Raw genomic sequence first — 25,121 nt, 5'->3', positions numbered from 1 at the left:
TTCGGAATGCTAATTTTGAAGTTGGGTTCTCGTCGCCGGTCTGCAGCAGCGCCGAGCGTCGCCTTGGAGGAGAGCCAGCACGCGGGTGCAGCCAGGCACGCGCAACAGGGGCGCTCCTTGGACATCCAGGCACTGGTTCGGGTGCCGATTGAAGAGTTGGCGTCCGTCGCCGAAACAACCAGGAAAGAGCGTCCATGCAGCCCTGACGCGACTATTTCCCCGCGAGTATGGCCGCTTGCTTTTCTGCATCATCTGAAAGGTCCTGCTCTAGTCGGGCCGGATGTCACCCCGGCAGATTGTGCTATTTCGACAATCTCCGAGCGATTGCCGCCGGCCCATGACGAGGTTTACCGATAGGGCGCAATATGCGTGCCAAAGGAAAAGCGGTTTAATACACGGCAATCCGCCTATGTCGCATCCCCAACATCGTCGCACACCGGACAATGCCGGACGATATTGTCCCGGGGCGTCAAATTGGTTTGATGGTGACCCAACAACTGGCGGATGACGATCTCGAAATGCGCGACAACGGCCTCGGTGGACACTGTCGCCGCGCCCAGCACGCTGGCCGCCTGCCCGGCGATGTCCGCGCCCAGGCGGATGGCCTTGGCCACGTCGACGCCATCGCGGATCCCGCCCGACGCGATCAGCTTCACCGTTGGCAGCGCCCGACGCACCGCCTGCACGCTGGTCAGGGTGGGAATCCCCCAATTGGCGAATGACATCGCCACTGCACGGTCGGCGGCATTGCGGGCGCGCTCGCCCTCCACTGCGGCCCAACTGGTGCCGCCGGCGCCGGCGACATCGATTACCGCCACGCCCGCCTCGACGAGCGCACAGGCCACCGAGGCGGACAGGCCGCCCCCACTTCCTTGGCCACGATCGGCACGCCCACGATGCGCGCGGCGCCAGCGATCAGCGCCAGGACGCCGCGCCAGTCGCGGTCGCCCTCCCGGCTGTACCGCTTCCTGCAGCGGATTGAGATGGACGATGAGCCCATCGGCCTCCAGCGCGTCCACCGCGCGACGCGCCAGGTCCAGGCCGTCGGCCTCCCGCAGTTGCGCGGCGCCGATATTGGCCAGCAAGGGAATGTCTGGCGCCAGGCGGCGCAGCGCGCGCGTTAGCCCCTGGGAGTTACGGGATTGCAGGCTCACACGCTGCGAACCGCACATGGCGATCCGCAAGGCTTGCGCTGCCTCGCTCAAATGCCGGTTGATGGCCTCGGCCCGTGGCATGCCGCCGGCCATAGAGCTGATCAGCAGCGGCGCGCGCATAGCCTTGCCCAGCAGCGAGGCGCGCAGGTCGATCTGCGTCAGGTCCAACTCGGGCAGTGCGCAGTGTTCGAAATGGATGTACTCCCAGCCAGCGGCCACCGTGGCCGGCGCCGTTCGCCGATCCAGCACCAGCGAAGCGCGCAGCTGAGCGCAGCCCTCGAATCCGGAGAGAACGCACGGTACGCCGTGCCCCAGCGCCTGCTCCACGGCGGCGAGCTGCTCCGGCGCGATCAGGCCAACGTCGTTGCAATCGTCTAGCCAGAACAGCAGCGCCAGTTCGCGATAGAACGCCACGATCAGCGTTTCGTTCTGCGGATCACGGCCGGTGCGGGCGCTGGTGTCGCGCAGGCTCGGGTGAATGCGTTGCAGGATTGGGGGACGCGTGACGCAGTCAAAGCTCCCCTTGCCAAGCACGGAGCAGGCGAGTGAGAGAGCAGATGAATAGGCGTGTCGCCAATATTTTCGCATTGCTATAATCGATTATAGTTGTGAGGAGCAATTTGAGACCATTTACTTGCGGCTCAAGTCACCCATAAAAGAAGGCAAGCACCGATTCGGTAGCTTATCCCCTGTCTTTCGCGTACTCGCGGCCGTGGCGCCGGGTGAACGATTGAAGACCGCCGGTCTCACTCGCAGGTGGGCGCCAGGGCGTGGGACGGTTGGCAAGCCACAGGAGTAGGACAATGTCGAAGGATTCGGGTAAGGGCGATAATCACGGCGGCGGGCCGGGCAAGATCGAGATCACGATGGTGGTGAACGGCCAGCCCACGCAGGTCGAAGCCAATCCCAACCAGCCGCTTCACGTCATTCGTACCAAAGCCCTTGAGAACACGCAGAATGTCGCCCAACCAGCCGAGAATTGGGAATTGAAGGATGAGGCCGGCAACTTGCTCGACGTCGACAAGAAGCTTGGCGATTTCGGTTTCCCGAATACTGTGACCCTGTTCCTCAGCCTGAAGGCGGGCGTCGCAGGTGCCTAAACCCCAAAGTGTGGATCCGGAGGTCTCCCGAGCGAAGTTTGATCGGGAGATCGGCCGGTTCCGGCCATATGCTGATGTCTATCGGGCTCAGGGCTGCTTCTTGATCGAGGCGACCTTTCCGCGCGCTTTCTTCATTTTCGCAAGCCTCAAGTTAAAACCACGGGTGATCAGCGCAGCGAGCGAGGTCGACTTCACCGACTACGACTTAAGACCACCGTCCGTGGTCTTCGTCGATCCGTTTACGCGTCATCCGATTGCCCGGAAAGATCTATACCTGAAAATGCTTAGACGTCCGCCGCTGCCCGGAACGCCGCCGGAGATGATAGGAGCTCTCATCCAGCAGAACGCCGTGCCGCTGACGGACTTCATCCAGGCCAACAGTCCCGAGGACGAACCATTCCTGTGCATGGCGGGCGTCCGGGAATACCACGACAATCCAGCCCATTCAGGTGATCCATGGCTACTTCATCGGGGTTCTGGCGAAGGCTGTTTGGCCTTCATCCTGGACAAGATCATCAAGTACGGAATCATTCCTATAGAGCAGTTGCAGATTCAACTCCCACCGGCAATCGTAGGAATGGTGGTATCCCCTCAGGCGATACAAGAATGACTGGTTTGAGAGATGTAACGATCGTGACTCTCCCGCGCGGCTGCATCTCGACCACGCATGGGCATCTGCGCTCAGTTGGTCGCGAAGGCAATGAGGGGATGGCGCTCTGGGTCGGCGTTCAGCAAGACCGGCACTTTGCCGTAACAGAGACGGTTATCCCGGCGCAGCGTCACATTCGGACAAACGATGGCGTTTGCGTGATCGTTGCGGCCGAAGAACTGCACCGGCTCAATGTCTGGCTCTACAAAAGCGGCCTGAAACTCTTGGCCCAGATTCACAGCCATCCGGGCCGCGCCTACCATTCGACGACGGACGACGCTTATGCGGTTGCTACCACGGTTGGGTGTCTGTCGCTGGTAGTGCCGAATTTCGCCCGCGAGCCTTTCGATTTTGCTCGGGTCGCCGCCTATCGGCTTGACGAAAAGGCCAAATGGAATGCGCTCCCTCCCGCGGCACTGTCGCGAATGATCATGATATCGAGTTGAACAATGGCATTCGCTAACTTCATCGATCGTGCCGCCACGGCGGCATCTCAGGTCCTGGCCGATTTTCATCTGGGAGACTTCAAAGCAGCTCTTGAAAAGCAGGTCGTGGCAGTCGCCTTCGACCATCAGGCCGCTTCCTGCGCCGAAGGCCAGGCGACACTAGATCTTGCGGTGAGATTGCTCGCTAGGCTCTACCCGGTTCTGGCGATACTCCCGCTGGACAGCGCGGCGAGCTCTCAAGCCCAAGCGCTGGAGCGCTTGGCAAAGTCGATCAATCCAAAAGTCGGCATCCGGCGTTCCGGCAAGTCTGCCACCGTCTGCGTCGTTGCAGGGGTAACGCGCCCATCACTCCGGTGCCCGATCTTTTTCGTGGGATCGGACGGTTGGGCGGCAAAGCTGTCGCGTACGGACCCGGTGGGCTCTGGCCCAAGTCTGCTGCCTTTTGGAGCTGGCGCCGCCAGTTGCTTCGGCGCCGCCAACGTCTTTCGAACTATCTTCGCCGCCCAGTTGACCGGCGCCGAGTTGGACGAAACCATCGACCTCTCGCTATGCAGCTACGACAAGACCAAAGCCGGGGAGGCTGGCCCGATCGACTTCCCAGTCGACCTTGGCGAAACCCACCTCGTTGGGCTCGGTGCGATAGGCCATGGCTCGCTTTGGGCGCTAGCGAGACAACCCGATCTCAAGGGTCGTCTGCATGTAATCGATCACGAAGCGATCGAACTCTCAAACCTGCAGCGCTACGCATTGGCCGGCCAGGCGGAGATTGGTATGTCCAAGGCGGTTCTTGCAGCCACCGCCCTTAGATCGACTGGCCTTGAGGTCGAGGCGCACCCTCTGACGTGGGCAGAATATGTTGCGCGCCGGGGCAATTGGGTCTTAGACCAAGTGGGTGTGGCGCTTGACACCGCCGCCGACCGTCTGGCTGTCCAAGGTGCACTGCCGCGATGGATCGCAAACGCTTGGATGCAGGAGCACGATCTCGGTATCTCCCGGCATGGTTTCGATGACGGCCAGGCTTGCCTTTGTTGCATGTACCTGCCATCCGGAAAATCCAAGGACGAGCACCAGCTGATTGCCGAGGAACTCGGAATACCGGAAGCACACGAGCAGGTGAAAACGCTCCTGCAGACAAATGCCGGAGTTCCCAACGACTTTGTAGTTCGCGTGGCTACAGCGATGGCTGTGCCGTTTGAACCGCTAGCCCCGTTTGTCGGCCAGCCCCTGCGCTCCTTTTATCAGCAGGCTATCTGCGGCGGTCTGGTGTTCCAGCTTAGCGAAGGAAGTCGCCGCGTTCGAACTGTGGTTCCGATGGCCTTTCAGTCGGTGCTTGCCGGGATTATGCTTGCCGCGGATTTGGTCAAGCATAGTGCGGGGTTTCCCATGAGCCCGACGACGAGCACTCGGGTGAATCTTCTGCGCCCCCTTGGCTCTCACTTGCACGATCCGAAGGCCAAGGACTCCAGCGGCCGCTGCATCTGTAGCGACGACGATTTCATTGCCGCTTACAGGCGCAAATACGGAGCGCGTTGATCAGGTAAGCGATGTCTCGGCCGCCTAAGCAGACGCGCACCTCTCCGTAGACGCAGGGGGCGCGGCTTGTGGGCGTGACCATGGGCGCCATTATGACACGCTTGGCCCGCTCCTTTGCCGGCCTATCGTCCTCCGCGCATGATCCCGTGCCGACGTGATGATCCAGCACCAGCCGCCATGGCACCAGAGGCTGGTCAAACCTCCGTTGTTGGCCGGTTTGGACAGTGCTGCATCAGGTCTCGACCGACGTCTCGACAGTCAGGGCTGCTTCGACGGGTGTGAAGATGTCAACATCGACCCCAGGCGCCCGAATCGTCACAATCAGGGCGTACCGAGCCAGAGCGTCGACGCGTTCCAGGTAAGGCTTCTCCTTCCACCAGCCCCCGACCGGGAACACGCCGATCGCGTCACGCTCGGCGAGATCGGCGGCGCTGCCCGACCAGAAATCGGCGTGCAACGAGCCGCGATCGCGGAAGGTGCCGAGCAGCCACTCTTCTCCGCCTCCAGCAGGCGCCCCTTCCTCCTCGTCCCGAGCGGCCTGATTGATGCGGGCTCGGAATTCGTCGACTGTCTCGGTCGCTGACTTTACTCTGAACCGAAGACCATGGGACGCGTAACGATGCCGGCGGGTCCATCCGCGTTCACCGGGGTTGGGTTCGATGAAATAGGACAGCGTGACGCGGAGCTCGACCTGGGCAGCGCCGAGCGCCGCGAGCTGCTCCTTCGGCCAAGGCAGGCGATGCAGCTTCATGTCACGCGTTTTGGCAGCCGCGCCGCCCTCGCGCTGGAAAGGCTGAAGCTCATCTTCAACGATAAGCGTGAGGTCGTTCACCGTTGACAGAAGCGCGCGCCCAAGATCTGGCACGCCGTAACCATAGCGCCGCACGAGCGCCTGGATCTCGCCCTTCGCTCCGTTGCACGCATCGATGCGTGCGCGCATCGCCGGAGTCCATTCGGCCGAGTGGACGATCAGGGCGCGAACCGATTCAGGCCACAGCTCGGGGCGCGCTGATAGAATTAGTCCCGCCATCCGTGCGGCATGGGCCGTTGCCGCGCTCGTATCTCCGAGGGTGGTGAAGTGGCGCAGTTCGGGTCGACAGAAAGTGGTCAATATCTGCAGATCGTCGATCGGCTCGCCGGGCAACACACCGTCATGGGCGAGATTGCCGCCTTCGAAGACGACCTCGGGCTTCACCGGCCACTGCCTGTCCCAAACGACCGAAGTGCGACTGCGCGGCGAGAGCTCGCCGACCGGCGCGATCGGAGCGTAGCCCGAAAAGTCGGTGTCAATGATATCGACCTTTTCTGTGAAAGCGCCGACCGTCAGCGCATTCCAGGCCTGAGAAGGATCATCGACTGCTTCCAGATCGTTGCGCGTCAAATGCTCGGCCGGCATGAGGTCATCGCCGATGTTGCCGGCAGAGAGAACGATCAAGCGTCGCTGTTCCTCTTCGAAACAGAGTTGGTCGATAGCGGCAGACCACGATGTGGGCCTTCCACGCGCCGGACTGGCGCTTGTCACAGCCATTGCGATCGCGCGGCGGCGCTCCGGCGCCTGCACCTCGGCGCGGGCGATCGCTTCCGCGGTGATCGCGCCATAGAGTTCTGGATCGTTTGCCTCGTCTTCTGGCGGAAGGATACGAACACTCTCCAGCCGAAAGGGCAATGGAACTGGATCGCCTCCGACCAGGAGCGGGACCAGATCACCGTACAGGCCGACACCTGCCATTCGCGTCCCGTGGCCGCTCCACGCAGGTGTGTCGTCGCTGCCCCATGCCGGTTTGACGGTGTGCCAGTCTTAAACGGCAAGTGCGGGTTCGATCAACGGGTGGGTGCGACGCACGCCGCTGTCGAGAATGCAGACCGCAATATCGGATTGAGGCGGTCTGACGCGCCCGAGAAGCTCGTCGCTCCAGTCCCTTTGCTCCGCGCCGCCAAGGCCCAGGAAGAAGGACGGCGTATCCTTCGCGCGCCGCAGCTCGGCGACGACATCGCTGTGCGCAATCATGCGGTCGAGCATTGCCGTGCTGGCGAGGGCCAGCATGACCACCCGCTCCGGAAACCTAACCGCATGCGTGCGCAAAGTGATGTTCAGGGCTTCGGCAATGTGCTCGAAGTTCTCGCGGCGACCGTCGCGCAGCCAGACTTCCCACCACACCTGCTCGTCAGCGGCCTGGGGGAAGAGGTCGTCGTGGTCGGTAAACAACGATCGTGCAGTCGCCAGCCTGACTGTCTCCATGCGGGAGACGAGCGGCTCGTTGCGCGGTCTGCCGCGGTCAGTATCAACGTCTCGATACGCCTCGACTTTCCGCAAATAATAGGCTTGCGCGCTTTGCGGCAGGAACACCGACGCTGTGATGGGAGCACCGGGTTGAGTTGGCTCATGGACGGCGACCAGCTCCATGTGCTGGCGACGATCGGCCAACTGGTCGAGGGCCGCCCGTCCGGACATGGGCAGATCGATCGCGAGGTAAAAGCCAGGCGTGCCGACCGACAGCTGGGGGTCACGCGCCGCAATCTGCTGGCGTGCACTTTCGACCGCTTGTTCGATGGATTGCGTCAAGGCCGCAGCATGCGACGCCCGATCACGCGCCGGCAGCGGCGGTGCATGTATAAGTTGGTTGGGCCGCCGATAGGCTTCCCGAATGCCGTTGTTGCGAAGGTGGATATGGGCGCGGTCGCGCGGAAAATCGTCTGCCATTATGATCTGTGCTGTCGCTACTCAAACAGCGACGCCTGCCGGCGTTCCTTCAGAGCGTCGATGAGCGCTTCCGAGGTGATCCGCTTCCCCCCCCGCAATATGATGGTTTTTGCAGCGTCGTCGGCCGCGCGCGTGATCTCGGCCTGCGACAGTCTCTCTGCCTGAGAGATCGCCTCGTTCCAGGCAAGCCCTCTGGTGTCGAAGCGGTCGAGTCGAGCCCGAAGCAGCGCCTCTATAATCGGCCGATCGGGCACGGCGTATTCGATGACATCGTCGAAACGGCGGAACAAAGCTCTGTCGAGCAGCTCGGGATGATTTGTTGCCGCAATAATCAGGCTGTGGCTGTCGTCTTGCTCGAGAAACTGCAGAAACGAATTCAGCACGCGCCGAATCTCGCCAACATCCTGGCGTTCGCCTCGACGCGCGCCGATGGCATCGAATTCGTCAAAGAAGTAGACGCCCCGCGTCGCCTGCATTGCATCAAAAACAAGCCGCAGCTTTCCGGCAGTCTCTCCCATGAACTTGGTGATCAAACCATCGAGGACGATCGTGAAAAGGGGCAGATGAAGCTCCCCGGCCAATGCCGATGCGGTCATCGTCTTGCCTGATCCTGGCGGGCCGACCAGAAGCAGTTTGCGACGGGGAACAAGCCCGTGCTCGCGCAAGCTTGCTTGTTGGCGCTGCTCTCCCAGCACGCGGTGCAGGCGCGAGCGCAGACTGTCCGGCAAAATCATGTCGGTCAGTCGCAGGTCCGGATAGCGCACATGCAGGAGCCCTGCGAGCTCGCCCTTTGGCTGAAAAAGGGGAACCGGCCGACTGCTCTTGACAATCCGGGCGTCCCTGCTCTTGGCTGCGTCGACCAGATCCTTGAGCTCCTGAGCAAGCTTACCATGGCCTTGACGTGCCTCATGCGCAGCAAGCTGCATCGCGATAGAGAGGAAACGATCCTCGTCGCCGGCAATGTGGCTTTTAAGCAGCGTCACGATATGGCGGGCCGTGGTCATGGCTCTCTTCTGGGGTATCCGTTTACTTGGCGAAGCGCATGCAACCTAAACGCTTTCAACGGCGATTTGTATCGCGCAATGGTGTTTTTTCTCTTGTCGATGTTCGCCCGTGGCAACTTCAGCGGTGAACTGTTGCGCCGCGGTCATAGGCCAGCCGGAATAACGCCGGCCAGCAGACAACAGTCCGCATCTTCGAGCGCTCGAAGTCTGGCCACTCACGCAGCGTGTCGGGTCCGAACGCTCCAAAGCCGCCCCGCCTGGCAGGTCCATGCGACCGATTGCGGGCGTGCGGCCATAAGGTCTACGCGGGCTCGCATGGCTGCCCGCGCCGCTGGCTAAAAAGCTGTACACCATCTCACGAAACACCAGGTCCGCTCCTTTGCCGGCCGACGGTCCATGAAATCCCCTCCCCACTTACGACACCGGAGACCTCCTTGCCCACATGGCGCTCAAGCACCGGCCGCCATGGCACCAGCGTGAACTCGCGCGACTTTTCAACGACGGCATATTTTCCGCTGGCAAGCTCGACGGAGCGGCGGAGCGTACCCTCTACTCGTCCTCCGGATCGCGCTTCGGCATAGGGCAGGCCAAGTTCCTCCGACAGTTGGCCAGCAACACGGTTCAGTTCTCGCTGGCGCAGGATCGAAAGCATGTTGGCTCGATAGACGATCCCATCCTGTTCTTTATGCGCGAGGCCTTGCGCGATCAGCCACTGCCGCCGGCGAGCTTGCGCCTCTCTCACGTCGCGGCCGAAGCCGGATCCGTGCAAAGGCTCGGGTCTATCGGCAACCAGCTCCCGGTCGAGCCAGGTGGCGCCGTTGAAGCTGACCTGTCGCTCCAGCGCCATTGAGGAGAGCTTGTCGGCAACGACAGGCTCGGCCCTGGCCCGCTGGCCCTCATAATTCGCGACGCGATCGAGATGGTCCGGCGCGATGAGCCAGGTGCCGTTCGGCTCTCGCTCGACGCCGCCGGTCGCGCGGCGGATCGCCTCCAGCCGCCGCACATGCGTTCGCGCAAAGCTCTCGGTGGCGGATGGGTCATGCTTCAGGTGCATATCGACGTCGTAACGGCCGCCATGCGCGGCGGCGATTTCGGCGATGGTACGATCGACCTGCCTCGGCTCGGTGTTCCTTGGCGCGACACGCACGATGCAGCCATTAGGCATCGTTTCCATCGCCTCGCCTCTACCGATGTTGATCCAATGGCTCTTACCGTCGACGGCGTCGACGATCATGTAATGGCGGTCATTGATCTCGTCGGCCAGTCCACGCGCGACAACGCGACCGACGAGAGACTGGACGGGCTCGCCGGATCGATCGTGGATCACCCAGTCGGCGGCCCTGCGGGCAAGCCCCTTGCCGGTCAGTTCGCGGTGCATGGTCTTGATGATGTCGCCGCGTTCGCCGGTGCGGCGCAGCGTGGCTTCGAGCTCATCGTCGAGGCGCCAGGAGCCAGCGCCGACCTCCGCGGCCAGACCCATCCGCTCGAGCTTGCGCAGCCGTCCCTGGTGCAGCGTCTGGCGAATGGCGTCGGGACCGCCCGGCGAGACCAGGCCGTCATCATCACGCATGCTGAGCAGCCGACGGTCGATGCTGGTGAAGCGTTCCTGCTCCATTTCCCGGCGCAGGCGAAGCTCAATCTCGCGGTCGGTTCGCGGACCGAGATCGAGGCTGACCAGCTCGGCCGCCCGCTCGCGGATGCCAGATGAGATATATTCGCGCGCGATGACCAGGTTCTCGCCACGGTCGTCCCTGCCACGGACGATGATGTGGCTGTGCGGGTGGCCGGTGTTGAAATGATCGACCGCGACCCAGTCGAGCTTCGTGCCGAGGTCTTCCTGCATCTGCGCCATGAGCCGCCGCGTCAGCGCCTTGAGGTCGTCGTACTCGATGCCGTCTTCGGCAGCGACGATGAAGCGGAACTGATGGCGGTCGCCGTCCGCGCGATCGATGAACGCCTTGCCGTCGACGCGGCCGCTGTCGGCGCCGTAGAGCTCGCCAGGTTCACCTTCGCGGGTGACCCCGTCGCGCTGAAGATAGCGTAGATGGGCACGCGCCCCGTCCGCGCCCTTGCCGGCGAGCTTGACGACCCGCGCCTTGACGATCACCCGGCGCTGGCGGAAGGCGGCATACCGGTCGCGCGATTTCAGCAGTGCGGCGGCCGCCCCGCCGCGCCCTGTCCGGCTTCCTGTGAAGCGACCACCGCGTTGCGGCCGGCCGCCAGCCCGGTTGATCGCCGCACGAACCTGGCCGGCATAGCGTTTGCCGGCCTTCGAGCCGCGCGACCCGATTTTGCCGAGCTTCGGCCTGAACTCGTCATCCTTAATGCGAGCCTCCCAGACATATCAAGCAAAATCAGACACTTACACGTCAAACCCTCTTGGCACCGGCGGCAGCCTCCCGGAAAAACGATGTGCAGACAAAGATTTAACCGCCTCCTGGAGGCGGTACCTTTATCTTGCCTTCCGCGCCCAGCCCCGCCAGACGCGCCCCCGTCCGCCATGGCTAACGCACCGGCTCCTTCGGCTGCGCGCCGTCCTTGCCGAGCGGCACGAAGAGATCGCCGTTTCGCACGCCTGAGTGAACACCGTCATGAATGAAGAACAGCGACCGTCCGAGAGGAGCGATTTGCGCCTTTGGAGCGACAGATTGGCTTTCGAACGCCTCGATGTCGGCCGCCGAAACTCCGGCCGCCTTGAGTTGGTCGAGGTACTCGACGGTCTCTTCTGGCAGCGGTTTGCCACGCTTCAAATGCTCGTCGTAGCGCTCGGGACCGGCATTGTAGGCGCCAAACAGGCCAGGAAATCCGAAGCGGTCATACATGGCACTGAGATAGGCCGTGCCGGCCAGGATATTGTCGCGCGGATCGTGGGGGTTAGGCCCAAGGCCGTGTTCGACCCGCATCTCTTCATAGGTGCCGGGCATCACCTGCATGAGGCCCATGGCGCCAGCGGGGGAGGTGATGGGGCGGCCGCCGCGCATTGTCTTGCCGCCGCTTTCGGCAGCCATGACGGCATAGATCCAGGCTTGGGGAATATGGAAGCGCCGGCTTGCTTCCGATACCAACGTCTGCCACTTTCGCAGCTGCGGACTTTGGGAGATGGCGACCGGCTCAGCGCCGGTCGAGGCGGAACAGGCGCATGGCGCAATGGCGATCATGCCCAACAAGAGGAGGGTCACTCGGTCCATAGTGGTACGAGCCTCCCGATGACATTTTGAGTGGGAACAGGCCCGAAATAGCGGCTGTCGAAGGAGCGGTTTTTGTCGCTGCCGAGCAGGAAAACCTCGTTATCCCCGAGCGCTCGGCAGCCGTTCCACCATGGCAAAGGTCGGCCTTCGGCGTCGATTTTGAGCCGGCGCGCGACGATGTCGCCGCCGATGATGATGGCGTCATTGAAGGCGCAGACATTATCGTCCGGCAGCGCTGCAAGACGTTTTGCCAGCGGCACATTGCGAGGCAGATAGCTGCGCTCGGCGGCGAGATACGCCGCGTATTCAGGCGGGCGCACGAGCACGAGATCGCCACGCGCCAGCGCTCCCGCAGCGATGCGGTAAAGGCCGATCGGCGCGCTGGCCGAGGCGTTCCAGACCAGCCAAGGGGCGGGCTTTCCCAGCGCCGTGAAGCCCAAAAGACCGAGACCGGCCGCGGCCAAGGCGACCGTCTTACGGGCTCGAACACGCCTCAGGCGGCTGCCGATCAGATGGATGGAAGGGCGCCGCCTCATGAACGGCCTCCCGTGCCGCCCTGGCCGGAACCGGCCTTGCCATCGCCGGCGATGGAGTGCTGCGGGTGTCCTTTCGACCAATGGTCGAGTTCGTCGATGTGATAGCGGACATAGCGGCCGTGCTTGCGGAATTTCGGGCCGCCGCCCTTGAGCCGCATCTTTTCGAGCGTGCGCTGGGAGAGCCCGATATAGAAGGCGGCTTGGGCTGTGCTGAGAAACGGGTTGCCCTTTTTCGCGCGGGCCGCGCGTTCGTTTTCGTCGTCCATGATGATCCTCGTTTCGCTTCGGACAAGCGAGGGCGAGGATGGGCGAGGGAGATCGTCTCGGGGACGGGCGAAGAGTCGGGGGAGAGTTTTCGCCGCCCTTTAGGGCGGACGGGGTTTGGGTGGAACTCCTGGGAATGAGCCCCGCGCCGGGGCTGCGGCGCGAGGCTCTTATCTCGGCCGGTCAGTCGGCCGGGTTCCAGATGATGGCGTAGGTGTCGTGATCGTCCTGGCCGGCGGCTCGGCCGAGATTGGCGTAGAGCTTGCGCGGTCCGAACTCCGGCGCTGCAATCGACAGGCTCACATAATCCTTGCCGGAAGTCTCGCCGGTGCGGATCCAGCCAGCGCCGACTTCGACCCCTTGCGTAAGCACCCGGAAGTCGGGATGGTTATCGGCGCTCTTGGCCTGGTTGGGGACGATATCGATGTCGGCGCGGACGCTGAGCGTCTTGAACTGGCCCTTGTAGGCGCCGTTTTCCTGCTTGTTGACGTAACCGATCGCGGTCATTTCGAAGTCTCCTTTTGTGGTTTCGCCGGGGACCATCCCCTGCGATGGCGCACCGTAATGGGCGCGTCAGGACCGCCTGAATCCGACAGGGCCGCAGCGACAGTGAAGGACCCGAGCGGGCAGCTTTTTTGTGAGCGAAGCGGCGCGAGGAAGCCGCCGCAGGCGGCGGGGAAAAAAGCTGATGGCGCGAGGGTTTCGGGCGGCCGGACCCGCCCATAGGTCGACAAGCCAGCCGCAGGGATGGTCCTTGGAGAGAGCATGGAGACCGCTCGCCAAGTGCGGTCTGTCAGCCAAGCAGGACGCCGGGATGAAACGGCCTGCAAAGATGCTGCGCCCTTATGCCGGATCGAGATCGTGCCAGCGGGTCGGGCGCCAGAGCAGACATCCGGCATGGTGCGATCTATGAAAGCAGGGCTCGCCAGCGGGAATTTGATACGCGAGGGGGCCAAAGTAAGGCTGGATGAGAAGCCGGTGCTACCTGCAGGTCCAGTGTCATGTGGCGGCGCTCGGGAAACCGCTACGCAATGTAACGCGCTCTTATGAGGCGAACAGACCGGCCCCAAAACCGATCGACCGGTGGTCGGCGCGAAACGCGTCATGCCTGTCCGAAAGCTGACAGTGGCAGAAGACGCATGTCGGGTTCCGCACAATTGACCATGCTGGATTTGTGAGGTTTTCAGGGAGAGCCATGCGTTCACTTCCCAGTGAGCTTTGGCACGGCATTTGCTCTTGATGTGGCAACACGGATCGAAGGTTGACTGCATGCACAAGCGCGAGATGAGCAATGCTCTCCTTTCCTGGAGGCTTGGCAGCAGATTCGATTTGACGTTGCGAGGAGCTTCAGCCGCTCGCGGCGGAAGTGATCTCAAATCTGAAGGCACCGTTGGGGCCGCAGCCATCAAACACATCTTTCTCTTTTTCGCAGCTCGTCTTCAACGCGATGCGGACTTCTTCGCGTCGACGGCGGCCGAAGGTGGAGAAGGGGCTCGACTTGCAAAAAGGAGTTGTCAATGACGTCTTACGTTCGCACCAACAGCCCGGCGCAGGTGCGCTCACTGTCCACCTTTGGCAAGCATCTGCAAAGGAGCGTGCTGACGGCGACGCTGCTTGCCGCGGCTTCGACGGGAAGTGAAGCGCAGCCCTATGTTCGTGCTGACGGCAGCACGACTGACGACTTGGAAGCGGCGCGAGCAAGTTGGCGTCATGACGCCGAATTCAATGGAAATGTGGGGCTCGCAGCCATCAACGCGGATGCCGCGTATGCGTTGGGTTCCACCGGGGAGGGGCCAGAGCTCCTCGCCTGCCCTCGTCCGTCTTGACGAGTGCCCGCTTACAGCCTACCTCACTATCGCGTTAGCACTCGTCCATCGCGAGTGCTAACAAAAACCCCTCAACAGCGCACCAGGGAAAAATCCGAAAATGGCAAAGTCGAAGTTCCGCCCGCTGCATGACCGCGTGGTCGTTCGCCGGGTCGAATCCGAATCCAAGACCGCTGGCGGGATCATCATCCCCGACACGGCAAAGGAAAAGCCGCAGGAAGGCGAGATCATCGCTGTCGGCTTCGGCGCTCGTGACGAAGCTGGCAAGCTGGTCCCGCTGGACGTCAAGGCCGGCGACCGCATCCTGTTCAGCAAGTGGTCGGGCACGGAAGTCAAGCTCAATGGCGAAGACCTTCTGATCATGAAGGAATCCGACATCATGGGCATCATCGGCTCATATCAGGCCCTTTCGTCAACTGAATTCCCGGGCTCGATTGAAGCCCCTGCCAGGAGCTAAAAATGGCTGCCAAAGACGTAAAATTCTCCCGCGATGCCCGCGAGCGCATGCTGCGCGGTGTCAACATCCTCGCTGACGCGGTGAAGGTCACGCTCGGCCCCAAGGGCCGCAACGTGGTCATCGACAAGTCGTTCGGCGCCCCGCGCATCACCAAGGACGGCGTCACCGTCGCCAAGGAAATCGAGCTTGAGGACAAGTTCGAAAACATGGGCGCGCAGATGGTCCGCGAAGTTGCTTCGAAGACCAACGACATCGCTGGCGACGGCACCACGACCGCGACCGTTCTGGCGCAGTCGATCGTCCAGGAAGGCCACAAGGCCGTTGCCGCCGGCATGAACCCGATGGACCTGAAGCGCGGCATCGACCTCGCGGTAACCGACGTCGTTGCGACCCTGATCAAGAACGCCAAGAAGATCAAGACCTCCGAAGAGGTTGCCCAGGTCGGCACCATCGCCGGCAACGGCGATGCTTCGGTCGGCAAGATGATCGCCGAAGCGATGCAGAAGGTCGGCAACGAAGGCGTCATCACGGTTGAGGAAGCCAAGACCGCCGAGACCGAACTCGAAGTCGTCGAAGGCATGCAGTTCGACCGCGGCTACCTCTCGCCCTACTTCGTCACCAACGCCGACAAGATGGTTGCCGAGCTCGAGGACGTCTACATCCTCCTGCACGAGAAGAAGCTGTCCAACCTCCAGGCCATGCTGCCGGTTCTCGAAGCCGTCGTGCAGACCTCGAAGCCGCTGCTCATCATCTCGGAAGACGTCGAAGGCGAGGCTCTGGCCACGCTGGTCGTCAACAAGCTGCGTGGCGGCCTGAAGATCGCCGCCGTCAAGGCGCCGGGCTTCGGTGATCGCCGCAAGGCCATGCTGGAAGACATCGCCATCCTCACCGGTGGCCAGGTCATCTCGGAAGACCTCGGCATCAAGCTCGAGAACGTCGGCCTCAACATGCTCGGCCGCGCCAAGAAGGTGTCGATCTCCAAGGAGAACACCACCATCGTCGACGGCGCCGGCAAGAAGGCCGAGATCCAGGGCCGCGTTGCCCAGATCAAGCAGCAGATCGAAGAGACCACTTCGGACTACGACAAGGAGAAGCTGCAGGAACGTCTGGCGAAGCTCGCCGGCGGCGTTGCGGTGATCCGCGTCGGCGGTGCGACGGAAGTCGAAGTCAAGGAAAAGAAGGACCGCGTCGATGACGCCCTCAACGCGACCCGCGCGGCCGTCGAAGAAGGCATCGTTGCTGGTGGTGGCGTCGCGCTGCTGCGCGCTTCGGCCAACATCAAGGCCACCGGCGTCAATGCCGACCAGGCCGCCGGCATCAACATCGTGCGTCGTGCGCTTCAGGCTCCGGCCCGCCAGATCGCGGCCAACGCCGGTGCGGAAGCATCGATCGTTGCCGGCAAGATCCTTGAGAACAAGGGCGCGACCTTCGGCTACAACGCCCAGACCGGCGAGTATGGCGACATGATCGCCATGGGTATCGTCGATCCGGTCAAGGTTGTCCGTACGGCTCTTCAGGACGCGGCCTCGGTCGCCGGCCTGCTGGTCACCACCGAAGCCATGATCGCGGAGGCTCCGAAGAAGGAGTCGGCTGGCGGCGGCATGCCTGGCGGCATGGGCGGCGGCGGCATGGGCGGCATGGGCGGCATGGATTTCTAATCCAGCTCTGGCAGCTTTCGCAACGAGAGGGCGGCATCAATGCCGCCCTCTTTTTTTGCGAACCTCGGTCCGATGAACGATCGACGCCAACGCCGGCCATCGGCGTTAGGGCAACCTCAAAAGAACTGTCGAGTTGGTTGCGCGCGGCTTTGCGTCATCAGAGGCGCAAGGCGGTCGCGTGTGAGGATTGCGCGCTCCCATAGGCGGTTTCGGCATGTGCCTCGCCTTCGACATCGACATTGCGGCCAAGCAGGAAATCGGCGGCTTTCGAGGCATGGCTTGCGGCGCGGAAGATGGCGCGGTTGTCCTCGCGCAAAACCGTCAGCCATGAGCCGATGTAGTCGGCATGGCGCACGCTCGGCTCGATGCCGAGACTGCTGCAGATGAAGGCTGATGCGATTTCGGCGACCAGTTCCTCGCGCGCATAGGTGTTGGACCCGAAGGAGCCGGACAGGTCGCGCGCGAGTCGCCTCGGGTGGCCGGTCCAGTGTCCAAGCTCGTGAAAGCAGGTCCGGTAATAGTCGATCTGGTGGAAGAAAGCCGGCTGCGGCGGCACCTGTATGGTGTCGCTGCCGGGCATGTAGAAGGCGCGCTCGCCGCCGATGCGAAAATCAGCGCCGGTTGCATGAATGAGCGCCTCGGCCTGCGGGACCATCTCGCGCTCAGGCAGAGGCTCGCCGGCGGCGTAAAGATGTTCGGGCAGATTATCGCACTGCGCGACATCGAAGACGGTGAAGCGCTTCAGGAAGGGCACCGCCTGCGGTTCGTCGCCATCGGTGTCGGCGCGTTGCTTTTCGTTCTTGGGAACAAAGCGGTCAGCGTGAACGATGGTGGTGCCGTGCTCGCCCTTCCTGACATTGCCGCCAAGCGAAAGCGCCTGCCGGAAGGTGAGCCAGTTCTGGCTGGGGAAACCGCGCTCGATGACCGCGCCCCACAGGATCAGGATATTGATGCCGGAATATCGGCGCTGGGTGGCCGCATTCCGCGGCAGGCCGAGGCCTGTCCTTGCCCTGCCCCACGGCTTGACCCATGGCACGGTGCCGCGCTCCAGTTCGGCAATGATGCGGTCGGTGATTTCCTGATAAAGGCTGGCGCCGGTGCGCCCGCCACTGTCTGCGCCAGCCTGTCGGCTGCCGCAACGTTTGTTGTTTGCACGCATCGTGATGTCCTCCGCTCTACAATCGCGCGCCCTCCCCGGAAGCGGGGTGGGCGGCAAAAGCGACCGGAAAGGCCCGCCGTCGGAGGCGGACTGCATCAGCAGGACCGGAACGGAGTGGAGGACCCGAAAGCGACAAGCGAAGGGTTGCGGGACGCCGCGGCGGGCCTAGAAGGGAGTGCTGCCCACCCTGCGCCAGGGGGAAGGCCACAATAGAAAGACGCCGGCCGACAGGCCGGCGACCGTCAGCAGCCGAAGGCTGCCCCGCGCCAGGGGGCGATGCCGCAGGGCCAAGACCGCCTGAGCTTGCCGAAGAAAAGCGGGCTCGGTTCACGAGCACCCGGCCAGCGACTTCAGGCGCGGGCGCTCAGGATTGTTGTTGGCGCCCACGGCAGCTGGATGACCGCAACAAGATTACGAGGAGCGACAGCAAAGCCAGCTGCCACAAACGGCACGCTCCGGCAACAACAGCGTGGCCGGTCTACAGATGCTGCCCCGCACGAGAGCCAGCACGCTTTGAGCGCGCATCGGCGATGCAAGCGTTGCAAGCTGGCCATGTCCACAAGGTCGGCGACCACTATATCGCCGACCACCAACGCGGGCGTACCGTCTAAGTGCAGACCTTTCGCGAGTGCGCGGACCGCGCATTTCATCTGCGATGGCCGGATCTTGCATTCCCGCTTGAGCTGCTCAACGTCAAGGCCTACACGCGCTGCGATCTTGAGAGTGACCCTTCAACTGGGGGAAATCATAAGGGCGCGGTGGAATTCGTCGAACTTTCCCTGTTTTCTCGAGGCGAGTGCGGCGAAGGCTGGGAATTGGGAATCCGGTCCCAGGACCGGGAACTGTTTGATCACAAGCTTCAGATTGGGTTCATGCTTGAAGGCTTTTTGGTAGTTGATATCAGCCAGTCTGCAATGCGGACAGTTGTGGTAGTCATTGAATATGACCAGAACGGCATCGCCTTGCGGGTTGCCGGCGATTGGCGAAGGAGATCGTTGTCGAATGCGCCGCTCCACTTTTGCCTGTCGGTCGACCACGCCTGCCGGTGCAGGTTCGCGCTATATTGGCTCGCCAGCAAGGCGAGGAGTAAAAGAAGAGCTGCGACAGTGATGGCAGTCGGCTTAGACATGAGTCTCCAATCCATGGACGGCGTGGCAGCAACGGCCGCCTTTTTGGTGTAAAATGGGTCAGTTTTGATCGTGCCCCGCAGTTGCTACAGGCGCACAGGTGCCGGTGCGATCTGGCGGTTTCTCAAATACGGCTTTGCGCCATCGGGTCCACCCCAATAGCTGAGCGTCGTTCGCACGGGGAATTGTGTTCACCACGCCGGGCGACTTGACCGTCCACCGCCGGAGCGCTGAACGGTCCGCTAGTGAGGCGCTCCCCGAATCGTCGTTTATCCCGCTCGCCCCGGACCGGGTGACAGCCAGCGTTGCCGCTACGCTGCGGAGAAAAACCGTCAGCGCGTGGCATTCGGACATAAGCTGATCGACGCCAAGAATAAGCCCCACGGAGGTGACCGGTGCGGCCGGAACAAGAAAGAGCGTTGCAGCCATTGTGACGAGGCCTGCACCGGTAATGCGGGTTGTTCCGTTCGAAGGGAACAATGCGACAAACAGCATGAGGATCCGGCAGCCGATCGGGAGATCAGTTTTCGTCGCTTGGGCGATGAAAAGGGCGGCGAGCATCATATTCGTGCCGTCCAGATTGAATGGAATGAGACCCACGACCGAATGCGTGGCGCCGGCCCTTTCCATCTTCTCCATGAGCGAGGCCAGCGCGGCCTCTGAGGAGGACATTGCGAGCAGCAGCTCGTCCTTGATGTATCGGACGAGAGAGAAGAGCGAGCGGCCGTTGTAGCGGCAGACCGCGCCGAACAGGACCGAGAGGAACAAGACTTGCAGGATGTCGCCTTCCGCGAAGGCATTGGCAATCGTTGACGGGATGATGTTCATCAGGAAGCTGGTCACGGACTGCTCGTGAGCCGTGGCCACATAGCCCTTAACGGCTTGGACATCGAGCGAGGCCGGATCGATGTTGAGGCCGGCGCCAGGCTGAACGATATTCGCGACAATCAGCCCGACAACAAAAGCGAGCGTCGAAAAGGTGAGAAAATAGACCATCGCCTTGGCGGCAACTCGGCCGACCTTCTGCAGATCGCTCATGCCGGCAATGCCGGTCGCCATTGTCAGGAAGATGACAGGTACGGTGATTATCTTGACGACATCGACGAAGGCATCGCCGAGCGGCTTCAGGCTGTGGCCGGTCTCCAAATGGAAATAGCCGATTGCGGCACCCAGGATTATGGCGGCAAGTACCTGCACGTAGGTCCGGGCAAAATGGCGCTTGCGGGGCGCTGCGATCGCGCGGGGAACTCTTGGAACCAACACCGTCTCTCTCCTTGACCGGATCGGGGTGGGGCTCCTCCCTCTCCCATGCAGTGCTCCGGTCGAACGCTGCGCCCACTTCGGCGCAAACGATGTGCCAAATAGCAAAGAGGGGAAAACGCGCAGGACCTCACGCAATGCTTGCGATTCGCTCTCCCACACTCGTGCAGTGGTTGCCTGTCGCAACTATGGAAGGGTCGATTCTTGGGAACTCCAAAGGCCGCTCTTTGCGTCGAGCAGCTTGGCTGCCTGGAAGGTTCCCTCTTTGCCTTGCGGTCTGCGAGCTGAGTCCAGATCGTCATCATTTGGCTGCGCGCCGCACGGGGCTCGAAAGATTCAATCGAGGACGGGTCCTCTTGGAAAACGGGGGCAGCGTTGGTCAAGCCCTTCCACCCTGCTGTCCCAATGGTGTTCAGAAGCTCAGTTCACGATCAAGCGATGGATCAGCGTCATCTGGCGTTTGCGCCATCGCGGCGGCGTTGCAACGGGTCTGCCAAAGATGAGAAGGCCGCGAGGCAGGGTCCGAGACCTAGACTCCAACCTCATAGCGCGCTCGGCTCGCGTTCGGAAGGTTCGAACCGCAGCACGATCAGGTGGCGACACCGTTGGTCGGAACCGGAACCCGACGAATGATCGTTCGTGACCGACATCTGTGAACAAGCAGTATGTGTCATTGCAATCACCACCCGTTGCGCGGAAATGCCCATATGGCCGTGAATGAACTGGATTTGGTGATTTTCCAGATGGCGGTGGAAAGCGTCCGCTTGCTCTCTTCAAGCTTTGATGAGAAGGCGGCTGAGATAGCCACGAGGAGCCGTGGTAGCCTTCTTTTTGACGTGCGGGTGGACGGTGACCTGGAGGTCCAGCGAGTCGCAGCCATTGGATATCCAGGCGACAAGATCGGTGTGGTGGCATTGGACCGAGAGGGCCTTGTTAGCTGTTGTTGCCTAGTCAATGGCACCTTCTCACCTTTCATTGCACCGTTGGAGAACTGGACCAGCATGCCCCTTTCGATGCAGGCCCAGATCGATGTCACAGGCTATGCGAGGCTCCTTCTGGCCGCCTTGCGAAATGCTGGACATATGCTGGACAGGTAGCATCGCGATGATGTCTGTGATGAGATGGTGCAAACGGCTGGATGAGGCGATCGCTTGCTGGCAGCTTTGGCAACAAAGCGATCGGTGAGTTCGCAATGCTGGAACACGTCCTTTAGACTCTGCAGTTAAGTTAGCGGACTACCATCTGACGAATGCCCTCTGACAGTCTGCATGGCGCGGCATGCCCTCTTAGGAATGCAGCCGTGGTTCTACACCATCGGCTGTTTTTGTGTCGAAGGCGACGGGCACGCCATGAACGAAGGAAGCGGCCGCCAACAGTTCCTCCAACTCGCGGTCGGTGGCCTTGCATGCCGGCATTAGTGTTCGGATGGCGCGGATCGCCTGCGCCATGGAGAGAAAGCGGACCCTTCCCCTGGAAAGGACATAGGCTTCTGCGGCTTTTTCGACGGTGACGGTGTGAAACGAATTGGTCATGACGAATTCCTCCCTGAACCCTGACCAACCCGACTTATGGCACGAATTCGACCGCCTTCAAGCCTATGTCCGATTGCGGACAATAGCTGCGATTCGTTCAAAACCGCTGATGCTTTTGGGCGACCTGGTGAGGGGCAAGGAGACGTCGGCTGAACCCGTTTCAACCGACATGCTTCAGGCAGCGGCCAGGCCGAAATAACGCTGCTCCTCCTTGTCATAAGCGCCATGTGTGAGCTTTATCAATCCGGCACGGTCGATGATCGTGATCTCGCCGCGCTTGGCGTGCACCAGTCCTCGATACTCAAGCATTTGCAGGGCCGTGGTGACCCCGGGCGGTGGGCGCGAGCATGGTCGCCAGAAATTCATGCGTCGGGAGGATCTTATCTCCTTCCGCACGGTCGTGGACCATCAGCTGCCAGCGGGCCAGCCGTTCTTCGATCTTGGAGTGGCCATTGACCAGTGCCGTCCGGCATGATTGGACGAGGAACGCGTGGGCATAATCCAGCACTGAGGTGCGAAGCGACGGGCTAATCGCAGGGCGAAGGTTTTCAACCGGCAGGCGCCAGGTAGTGCTTTCCTTTCCGAGAATGACGGCAATTCCTTTCATCCCGTCATAGCCGACAATGCCGACTTCACCTTGCCGCCCGCCGGTCATGGTGGCGACCACCGACGCGATGCCCCTCTCGGGAAAATATACGTTCTTGATCGGCTGATGCGCGACCTCCAACTGGTCCTTGATGCCCGGTTCGACGTGATGCAGCGATGGTCGCAAAAGCGCGAAGTCCTGCGGGGTGAGGGCTTCAGCACCTGGTCGCGAAAGAGGGATCGGGCAAGGCTCTCTTCCAACGGGGCAAGAGCGCGTACGTCTTACTGTCGGCTGCACCGAAGTAAATGCCGGCCGATGCCAAAGCATAGGCTTCGAAACGCGCGATTGCAAAGCCCTGTCGGGGCAGTGCAGTCATGCTAGAAGTCGCGCCGCCTACGATAGGCAGCGGATGACATGATTCCCTTCTGCGGCGGCCACCAAGAACGGCTCGGGCACGCTTTAATCATTCATACACAAGCTCGCAGGAATGTAAGCGGCGGAACAGTCGGGTGATTCGTGCCGCCCTGCCCTTTCAGAAATCAAGTCATTGGACGTCAATTCGGGCTGGAACGCCTCGTCGCGGAACGGCACAGGAAACGCAGCCGGATCAGCAATGGTGGTTCACCTTATGTGCGGTCCGGATGTGCGGTCCGGCGGCTCATCGCCCAATGGCTTGTCGAGGGGAAGTGGAACTCGTCATGTCGCCGCGAACCGTCACCGCGCTAAGCGGCGCTTTTGAAGACGCCGGTGTTTTCTTTGTGGAACTGAAACTGTGAGGTGATTGATGCATGACTCAAACATTTGCGTATTTCCGCTGCATCGGCGACGCACATTGGTCGAAAGTATCGCCCAGGCCCTCGAGACCAAGAACGGCGAGGCGGCGAGTGCGTTCTGGCGCTGTGCTGCCAAGAAAATGCTCATTCAATTGTCCGATGTAGGAATTGCGCCAGAGTTCGCTGCGCAGGAGGTTGGAAGGCTTCTTCATGCGGTCTTGGACGATATGGCCAACCGAACGGTAATGCACATAGCATAGGCTTGGGCGCTGTTGGATCGCGCGTCAGCTCGGGTCCTTATCGGGGGACTGCTCCGACTGGCCGACGGTCCGGCCAAACCGGCATACCGGCAAAGGTTTGAGGTTGCGATCGCTCACGGCGGCCGGTCCAATATTCTAAGACGACCTCAGAAGCCACGTTGGCTTCTTTGGACGAAGCGGAGGGGCGCCATTTTGGCGTGCTCACGCTGGACTGCGGGTTGCGCCTACGGAAATCCAAAGTCCGGCCGCGCGAGCCAATCGACCGGAACAGTCGAAAGCTCGTGGGGGCGGGTCCGCTCACCCTCACGGCGGCGGTGGCGGCCGTGAGCAGACTTAACTCAAGTCACGGCTGAGCATCCGCAGGCGCTATGCCGATTGGATGAGAACTGGTTGCCACAACACCGGCCCGTTGAGGCGTCCCCTCCAGCGGATGCGCAAGAGACTGGCGTAGGAAATATCGAGGAAGCCGGCGACTGCCTCGGTGTTGCCGACCTGCTTGGGCTGTCCGATACGTGACAACGGCCAGGTGGCGAGACGAAGGATCCTTTCGATGCGCGTATCTGTCACCGTTACGATCCCGGAGAGATTGTTGGCCAAGCCGAATTCGATGATCCCCGCGAAGAGCTCGTAGGTTGCTTGGGCCAGGCCGCCAGCTGCCTTCGGCGCTGTCGCAGGGAGATCGAGCGCGAAACGACTACTCTCCCAGATATCGGCACTCGCAGGGACCACCATCTCATCCAGCAGCGTCGGAAACGTATCGCGCAACATTGTCGGTCCGGTGGTCGGCAAAAGGCGGACGCAGCCGCAAGTTCGCCAATCGGACCCCTTGAGAAGCAGGTAGACGGGGTTCAGGCTGTCAAACGGGTCCGTTTCCATTTCGCCTTCGGTCTGCACTTCCCAATCGAGCCGCTTCTTGAAAACCCGATACCTAAGTCCGTGCATTTCCTTGAGTTCGCTCGCAAACTCGGCGTAGCAGTCGGGTGTTATCAGCTGCATCATTGTCGTCTCCGTGCGGGATGTGTCCACGCAATCGAAGGGCAAAGCCGTCATGAATGCAGCCTGTAGACCTTTACAGCTAGACTTGGAGAGGATCAGGATCTCGCCCGAGCAGCCATCCGCACTACGGCCTGGTTGATGGTTCGCACGCCAAGCTTCGCCTTGGCGTTTTCCTGATGGAAGGTCACGGTGCGTTTCGAGACACCGAGAATCTGGCTGATATCCCAGGCCGACTTGCCGCACGCCGCCCATTTCAGGCACTCGAACTCCCGCCGGGTGAGCGTTATGCCATCTACCACGCAATCTTCGGCGAGCCTGCGCCGGGCATGGATATGAACGTTGATCGCAACCAGTTGCATTGCTTTTTCGTAGCGCGTCAGCGACCTCAGAAATGGCGGATGCGCCTCGTTGGAGGCGAAGGTCAGTGCGGCGAACCGGCCGCGATGATCATGCATCGACATGGTCAGTCCGCCGCGAATGCCGAACTCAGCTGCTTTTTCCAGGACTTCCTGCTGAGAGGTCGGCAAATAACGGTGATCGCGGTCCACACCCCAGTCGAAGGTATCCCAGCCCCGCAGTCCCCGCAGGATCACGGGATCCACGCTGTGGTAGCGCTGTTGCAGGTAATGTGATGTCCATGATGATGGATAATTCGAGATCAATCGCGGCCTGTCGCCGGAAGCGGATGGGTAGGTGAAATAAGCGAAGAGCGGAAAGTCGAACCCGGCTGCGGCGGACGCCATTGCCTCATGGAGATCGACGGCATCGACGCTTGCAGAGAGTTGCTCGACCAAGGTTTCAAATACGCGATGCATCTGCGCTTTGCCTACCTCGCGGAGGTTGCTGGAAGCCGGGCGGAGACGTGGTTCTAAATGATGGCCTGTCCCTGCAGGGCGTACGACGCGCCGCCGT

Annotated in this window: 22 protein-coding genes and 4 pseudogenes; 10 read left to right on the top strand and 16 right to left on the bottom strand. The window is 61.7% G+C overall.

Features of this window, described 5'->3' with window-relative positions:
- Positions 1-494: 494 nt before the first annotated feature.
- Both fni and EJ073_RS31895 read right to left on the bottom strand, forming a co-directional pair.
- A pseudogene (gene fni, locus EJ073_RS24035) lies at positions 495-1,418 on the bottom strand (type 2 isopentenyl-diphosphate Delta-isomerase); the annotation flags it as partial.
- Positions 1,407-1,646: pseudogene (locus tag EJ073_RS31895) on the bottom strand (hypothetical protein); the annotation flags it as partial. The pseudogenes fni and EJ073_RS31895, both read right to left, overlap by 12 nt.
- Positions 1,647-1,957: 311 nt before the next feature.
- On the opposite strand from EJ073_RS31895, the gene EJ073_RS24030 reads away from it, so the two are divergent.
- From EJ073_RS24030 to EJ073_RS24015, 4 genes are read left to right on the top strand one after another with little or no spacing between them, the layout of a single operon-like run.
- Positions 1,958-2,254 (top strand): DUF2604 domain-containing protein, encoded by a 297-nt coding sequence (locus tag EJ073_RS24030; RefSeq protein WP_126057779.1) that lies wholly within the window; start codon positions 1,958-1,960, stop codon positions 2,252-2,254.
- Positions 2,247-2,864 carry a putative metal-binding protein gene (locus tag EJ073_RS24025; protein WP_126057778.1) on the top strand — a complete coding sequence of 206 codons (618 nt, stop codon included), beginning with the start codon at positions 2,247-2,249 and terminating at the stop codon, positions 2,862-2,864. The genes EJ073_RS24030 and EJ073_RS24025 overlap by 8 nt, the downstream gene beginning before the upstream one ends.
- Positions 2,861-3,349: a Mov34/MPN/PAD-1 family protein gene (locus EJ073_RS24020; protein ID WP_126057777.1), complete on the top strand. Its 489-nt coding sequence runs from the start codon at positions 2,861-2,863 to the stop codon at positions 3,347-3,349. The genes EJ073_RS24025 and EJ073_RS24020 overlap by 4 nt, the downstream gene beginning before the upstream one ends.
- Before the next feature lie 3 nt (positions 3,350-3,352).
- A complete protein-coding gene (locus tag EJ073_RS24015) occupies positions 3,353-4,882 on the top strand; it encodes an E2 ligase fold family C protein (RefSeq protein ID WP_126057776.1) in 1,530 nt (509 codons plus the stop codon).
- A 232-nt stretch (positions 4,883-5,114) separates the two neighbouring features.
- Here the strand turns inward: EJ073_RS24015 and EJ073_RS24010 are convergent.
- From EJ073_RS24010 to EJ073_RS23980, 7 genes and pseudogenes are all read right to left on the bottom strand, one after another.
- Positions 5,115-7,583 (bottom strand): annotated as a pseudogene (locus tag EJ073_RS24010) (S8 family peptidase).
- A gap of 17 nt (positions 7,584-7,600) precedes the next feature.
- Complete coding sequence (locus EJ073_RS24005) at positions 7,601-8,587, bottom strand: ATP-binding protein (protein WP_126057775.1); 987 nt, start codon at positions 8,585-8,587, stop codon at positions 7,601-7,603.
- A gap of 355 nt (positions 8,588-8,942) precedes the next feature.
- Positions 8,943-10,913, bottom strand: coding sequence for a relaxase/mobilization nuclease RlxS (rlxS, locus tag EJ073_RS24000; RefSeq protein ID WP_024505648.1), 1,971 nt, complete (start codon positions 10,911-10,913; stop codon positions 8,943-8,945).
- A gap of 178 nt (positions 10,914-11,091) precedes the next feature.
- On the bottom strand, positions 11,092-11,775 hold the full coding sequence (locus tag EJ073_RS23995; protein WP_024505647.1) for a lytic transglycosylase domain-containing protein: 684 nt from the start codon (positions 11,773-11,775) through the stop codon (positions 11,092-11,094).
- The gene (locus tag EJ073_RS23990; RefSeq protein ID WP_245455338.1) at positions 11,763-12,239 is read right to left on the bottom strand and encodes a S26 family signal peptidase; all 477 of its coding nucleotides are present in this window, start codon (positions 12,237-12,239) and stop codon (positions 11,763-11,765) included. Before EJ073_RS23990 ends, EJ073_RS23995 begins: the two co-directional genes overlap by 13 nt.
- Before the next feature lie 68 nt (positions 12,240-12,307).
- Positions 12,308-12,577 (bottom strand): helix-turn-helix domain-containing protein, encoded by a 270-nt coding sequence (locus tag EJ073_RS23985; RefSeq protein WP_126057774.1) that lies wholly within the window; start codon positions 12,575-12,577, stop codon positions 12,308-12,310.
- Between the two features lie 181 nt (positions 12,578-12,758).
- Complete coding sequence (locus tag EJ073_RS23980) at positions 12,759-13,082, bottom strand: DUF736 domain-containing protein (protein ID WP_024505644.1); 324 nt, start codon at positions 13,080-13,082, stop codon at positions 12,759-12,761.
- Between the two features lie 1,010 nt (positions 13,083-14,092).
- Between EJ073_RS23980 and EJ073_RS23975 the strand changes: the two genes are divergently transcribed.
- From EJ073_RS23975 to groL, 3 genes and pseudogenes are all read left to right on the top strand, one after another.
- Positions 14,093-14,401 carry a hypothetical protein gene (locus EJ073_RS23975; RefSeq protein WP_126057773.1) on the top strand — a complete coding sequence of 103 codons (309 nt, stop codon included), beginning with the start codon at positions 14,093-14,095 and terminating at the stop codon, positions 14,399-14,401.
- Positions 14,402-14,501: 100 nt separating this feature from the next.
- Positions 14,502-14,795, top strand: a pseudogene (groES, locus tag EJ073_RS23970) (co-chaperone GroES); the annotation flags it as partial.
- A 65-nt stretch (positions 14,796-14,860) separates the two neighbouring features.
- The gene (gene groL / locus EJ073_RS23965; RefSeq protein WP_126057772.1) at positions 14,861-16,516 is read left to right on the top strand and encodes a chaperonin GroEL; all 1,656 of its coding nucleotides are present in this window, start codon (positions 14,861-14,863) and stop codon (positions 16,514-16,516) included.
- Between the two features lie 157 nt (positions 16,517-16,673).
- On the opposite strand, the gene EJ073_RS23960 is transcribed toward groL, so the two are convergent.
- Positions 16,674-17,675 carry a zincin-like metallopeptidase domain-containing protein gene (locus EJ073_RS23960; protein ID WP_126059319.1) on the bottom strand — a complete coding sequence of 334 codons (1,002 nt, stop codon included), beginning with the start codon at positions 17,673-17,675 and terminating at the stop codon, positions 16,674-16,676.
- Between the two features lie 611 nt (positions 17,676-18,286).
- On the opposite strand from EJ073_RS23960, the gene EJ073_RS32550 reads away from it, so the two are divergent.
- A complete protein-coding gene (locus EJ073_RS32550; RefSeq protein WP_245454735.1) occupies positions 18,287-18,856 on the top strand; it encodes a hypothetical protein in 570 nt (189 codons plus the stop codon).
- 6 nt (positions 18,857-18,862) lie between these two features.
- Here the strand turns inward: EJ073_RS32550 and EJ073_RS23950 are convergent, their stop codons facing one another.
- Complete coding sequence (locus EJ073_RS23950) at positions 18,863-20,062, bottom strand: cation:dicarboxylase symporter family transporter (protein ID WP_306462679.1); 1,200 nt, start codon at positions 20,060-20,062, stop codon at positions 18,863-18,865.
- Between the two features lie 707 nt (positions 20,063-20,769).
- Between EJ073_RS23950 and EJ073_RS23945 the strand changes: the two genes are divergently transcribed.
- Positions 20,770-21,159 (top strand): hypothetical protein, encoded by a 390-nt coding sequence (locus EJ073_RS23945; protein ID WP_024505560.1) that lies wholly within the window; start codon positions 20,770-20,772, stop codon positions 21,157-21,159.
- Between the two features lie 189 nt (positions 21,160-21,348).
- Here EJ073_RS23945 and EJ073_RS23940 read toward each other — a convergent pair whose 3' ends face one another.
- The 3 genes from EJ073_RS23940 to EJ073_RS23935 all read right to left on the bottom strand — a co-directional run bounded on the left by EJ073_RS23940 (position 21,349) and on the right by EJ073_RS23935 (position 22,366).
- A complete protein-coding gene (locus EJ073_RS23940) occupies positions 21,349-21,594 on the bottom strand; it encodes a hypothetical protein (RefSeq protein WP_063169243.1) in 246 nt (81 codons plus the stop codon).
- A gap of 174 nt (positions 21,595-21,768) precedes the next feature.
- On the bottom strand, positions 21,769-21,903 hold the full coding sequence (locus tag EJ073_RS32825; RefSeq protein ID WP_256754986.1) for a hypothetical protein: 135 nt from the start codon (positions 21,901-21,903) through the stop codon (positions 21,769-21,771).
- The gene (locus tag EJ073_RS23935) at positions 21,896-22,366 is read right to left on the bottom strand and encodes a hypothetical protein (RefSeq protein ID WP_245454734.1); all 471 of its coding nucleotides are present in this window, start codon (positions 22,364-22,366) and stop codon (positions 21,896-21,898) included. The genes EJ073_RS32825 and EJ073_RS23935 overlap by 8 nt, the downstream gene beginning before the upstream one ends.
- Positions 22,367-22,964: 598 nt before the next feature.
- Here EJ073_RS23935 and EJ073_RS32545 point away from each other — a divergent pair.
- Positions 22,965-23,213 (top strand): DUF6074 family protein, encoded by a 249-nt coding sequence (locus EJ073_RS32545; RefSeq protein WP_029354901.1) that lies wholly within the window; start codon positions 22,965-22,967, stop codon positions 23,211-23,213.
- A 366-nt stretch (positions 23,214-23,579) separates the two neighbouring features.
- On the opposite strand, the gene EJ073_RS23925 is transcribed toward EJ073_RS32545, so the two are convergent.
- The gene (locus tag EJ073_RS23925) at positions 23,580-24,212 is read right to left on the bottom strand and encodes an acyl-homoserine-lactone synthase (protein WP_126057769.1); all 633 of its coding nucleotides are present in this window, start codon (positions 24,210-24,212) and stop codon (positions 23,580-23,582) included.
- A gap of 92 nt (positions 24,213-24,304) precedes the next feature.
- Positions 24,305-25,024, bottom strand: a complete 720-nt coding sequence (locus tag EJ073_RS23920; protein WP_126057768.1) for a LuxR family transcriptional regulator — start codon at positions 25,022-25,024, stop codon at positions 24,305-24,307.
- Positions 25,025-25,121: the final 97 nt, after the last annotated feature.

Source organism: Mesorhizobium sp. M4B.F.Ca.ET.058.02.1.1, from assembly GCF_003952505.1.
GTDB lineage: Bacteria > Pseudomonadota > Alphaproteobacteria > Rhizobiales > Rhizobiaceae > Mesorhizobium.
This window is presented reverse-complemented; position numbering and strand designations above follow the sequence as displayed.

What these genes read in the sequence shown, in the direction of transcription:
- EJ073_RS24030 (WP_126057779.1), top strand. Translation starts at nt 1,958, where the DNA reads ATGTCGAAGGATTCGGGTAAGGGCGATAATCACGGCGGCGGGCCGGGC.
- EJ073_RS24020 (WP_126057777.1), top strand. Translation starts at nt 2,861, where the DNA reads ATGACTGGTTTGAGAGATGTAACGATCGTGACTCTCCCGCGCGGCTGC.
- EJ073_RS24015 (WP_126057776.1), top strand. Translation starts at nt 3,353, where the DNA reads ATGGCATTCGCTAACTTCATCGATCGTGCCGCCACGGCGGCATCTCAG.
- EJ073_RS24005 (WP_126057775.1), bottom strand. Translation starts at nt 8,587, where the DNA reads ATGACCACGGCCCGCCATATCGTGACGCTGCTTAAAAGCCACATTGCC.
- EJ073_RS23995 (WP_024505647.1), bottom strand. Translation starts at nt 11,775, where the DNA reads ATGGACCGAGTGACCCTCCTCTTGTTGGGCATGATCGCCATTGCGCCA.
- EJ073_RS23985 (WP_126057774.1), bottom strand. Translation starts at nt 12,577, where the DNA reads ATGGACGACGAAAACGAACGCGCGGCCCGCGCGAAAAAGGGCAACCCG.
- EJ073_RS23980 (WP_024505644.1), bottom strand. Translation starts at nt 13,082, where the DNA reads ATGACCGCGATCGGTTACGTCAACAAGCAGGAAAACGGCGCCTACAAG.
- EJ073_RS23975 (WP_126057773.1), top strand. Translation starts at nt 14,093, where the DNA reads ATGACGTCTTACGTTCGCACCAACAGCCCGGCGCAGGTGCGCTCACTG.
- groL (WP_126057772.1), top strand. Translation starts at nt 14,861, where the DNA reads ATGGCTGCCAAAGACGTAAAATTCTCCCGCGATGCCCGCGAGCGCATG.
- EJ073_RS23960 (WP_126059319.1), bottom strand. Translation starts at nt 17,675, where the DNA reads ATGCGTGCAAACAACAAACGTTGCGGCAGCCGACAGGCTGGCGCAGAC.
- EJ073_RS23945 (WP_024505560.1), top strand. Translation starts at nt 20,770, where the DNA reads ATGGCCGTGAATGAACTGGATTTGGTGATTTTCCAGATGGCGGTGGAA.
- EJ073_RS23940 (WP_063169243.1), bottom strand. Translation starts at nt 21,594, where the DNA reads ATGACCAATTCGTTTCACACCGTCACCGTCGAAAAAGCCGCAGAAGCC.
- EJ073_RS32825 (WP_256754986.1), bottom strand. Translation starts at nt 21,903, where the DNA reads ATGCTTGAGTATCGAGGACTGGTGCACGCCAAGCGCGGCGAGATCACG.
- EJ073_RS32545 (WP_029354901.1), top strand. Translation starts at nt 22,965, where the DNA reads ATGCATGACTCAAACATTTGCGTATTTCCGCTGCATCGGCGACGCACA.
- EJ073_RS23925 (WP_126057769.1), bottom strand. Translation starts at nt 24,212, where the DNA reads ATGATGCAGCTGATAACACCCGACTGCTACGCCGAGTTTGCGAGCGAA.
- EJ073_RS23920 (WP_126057768.1), bottom strand. Translation starts at nt 25,024, where the DNA reads ATGCATCGCGTATTTGAAACCTTGGTCGAGCAACTCTCTGCAAGCGTC.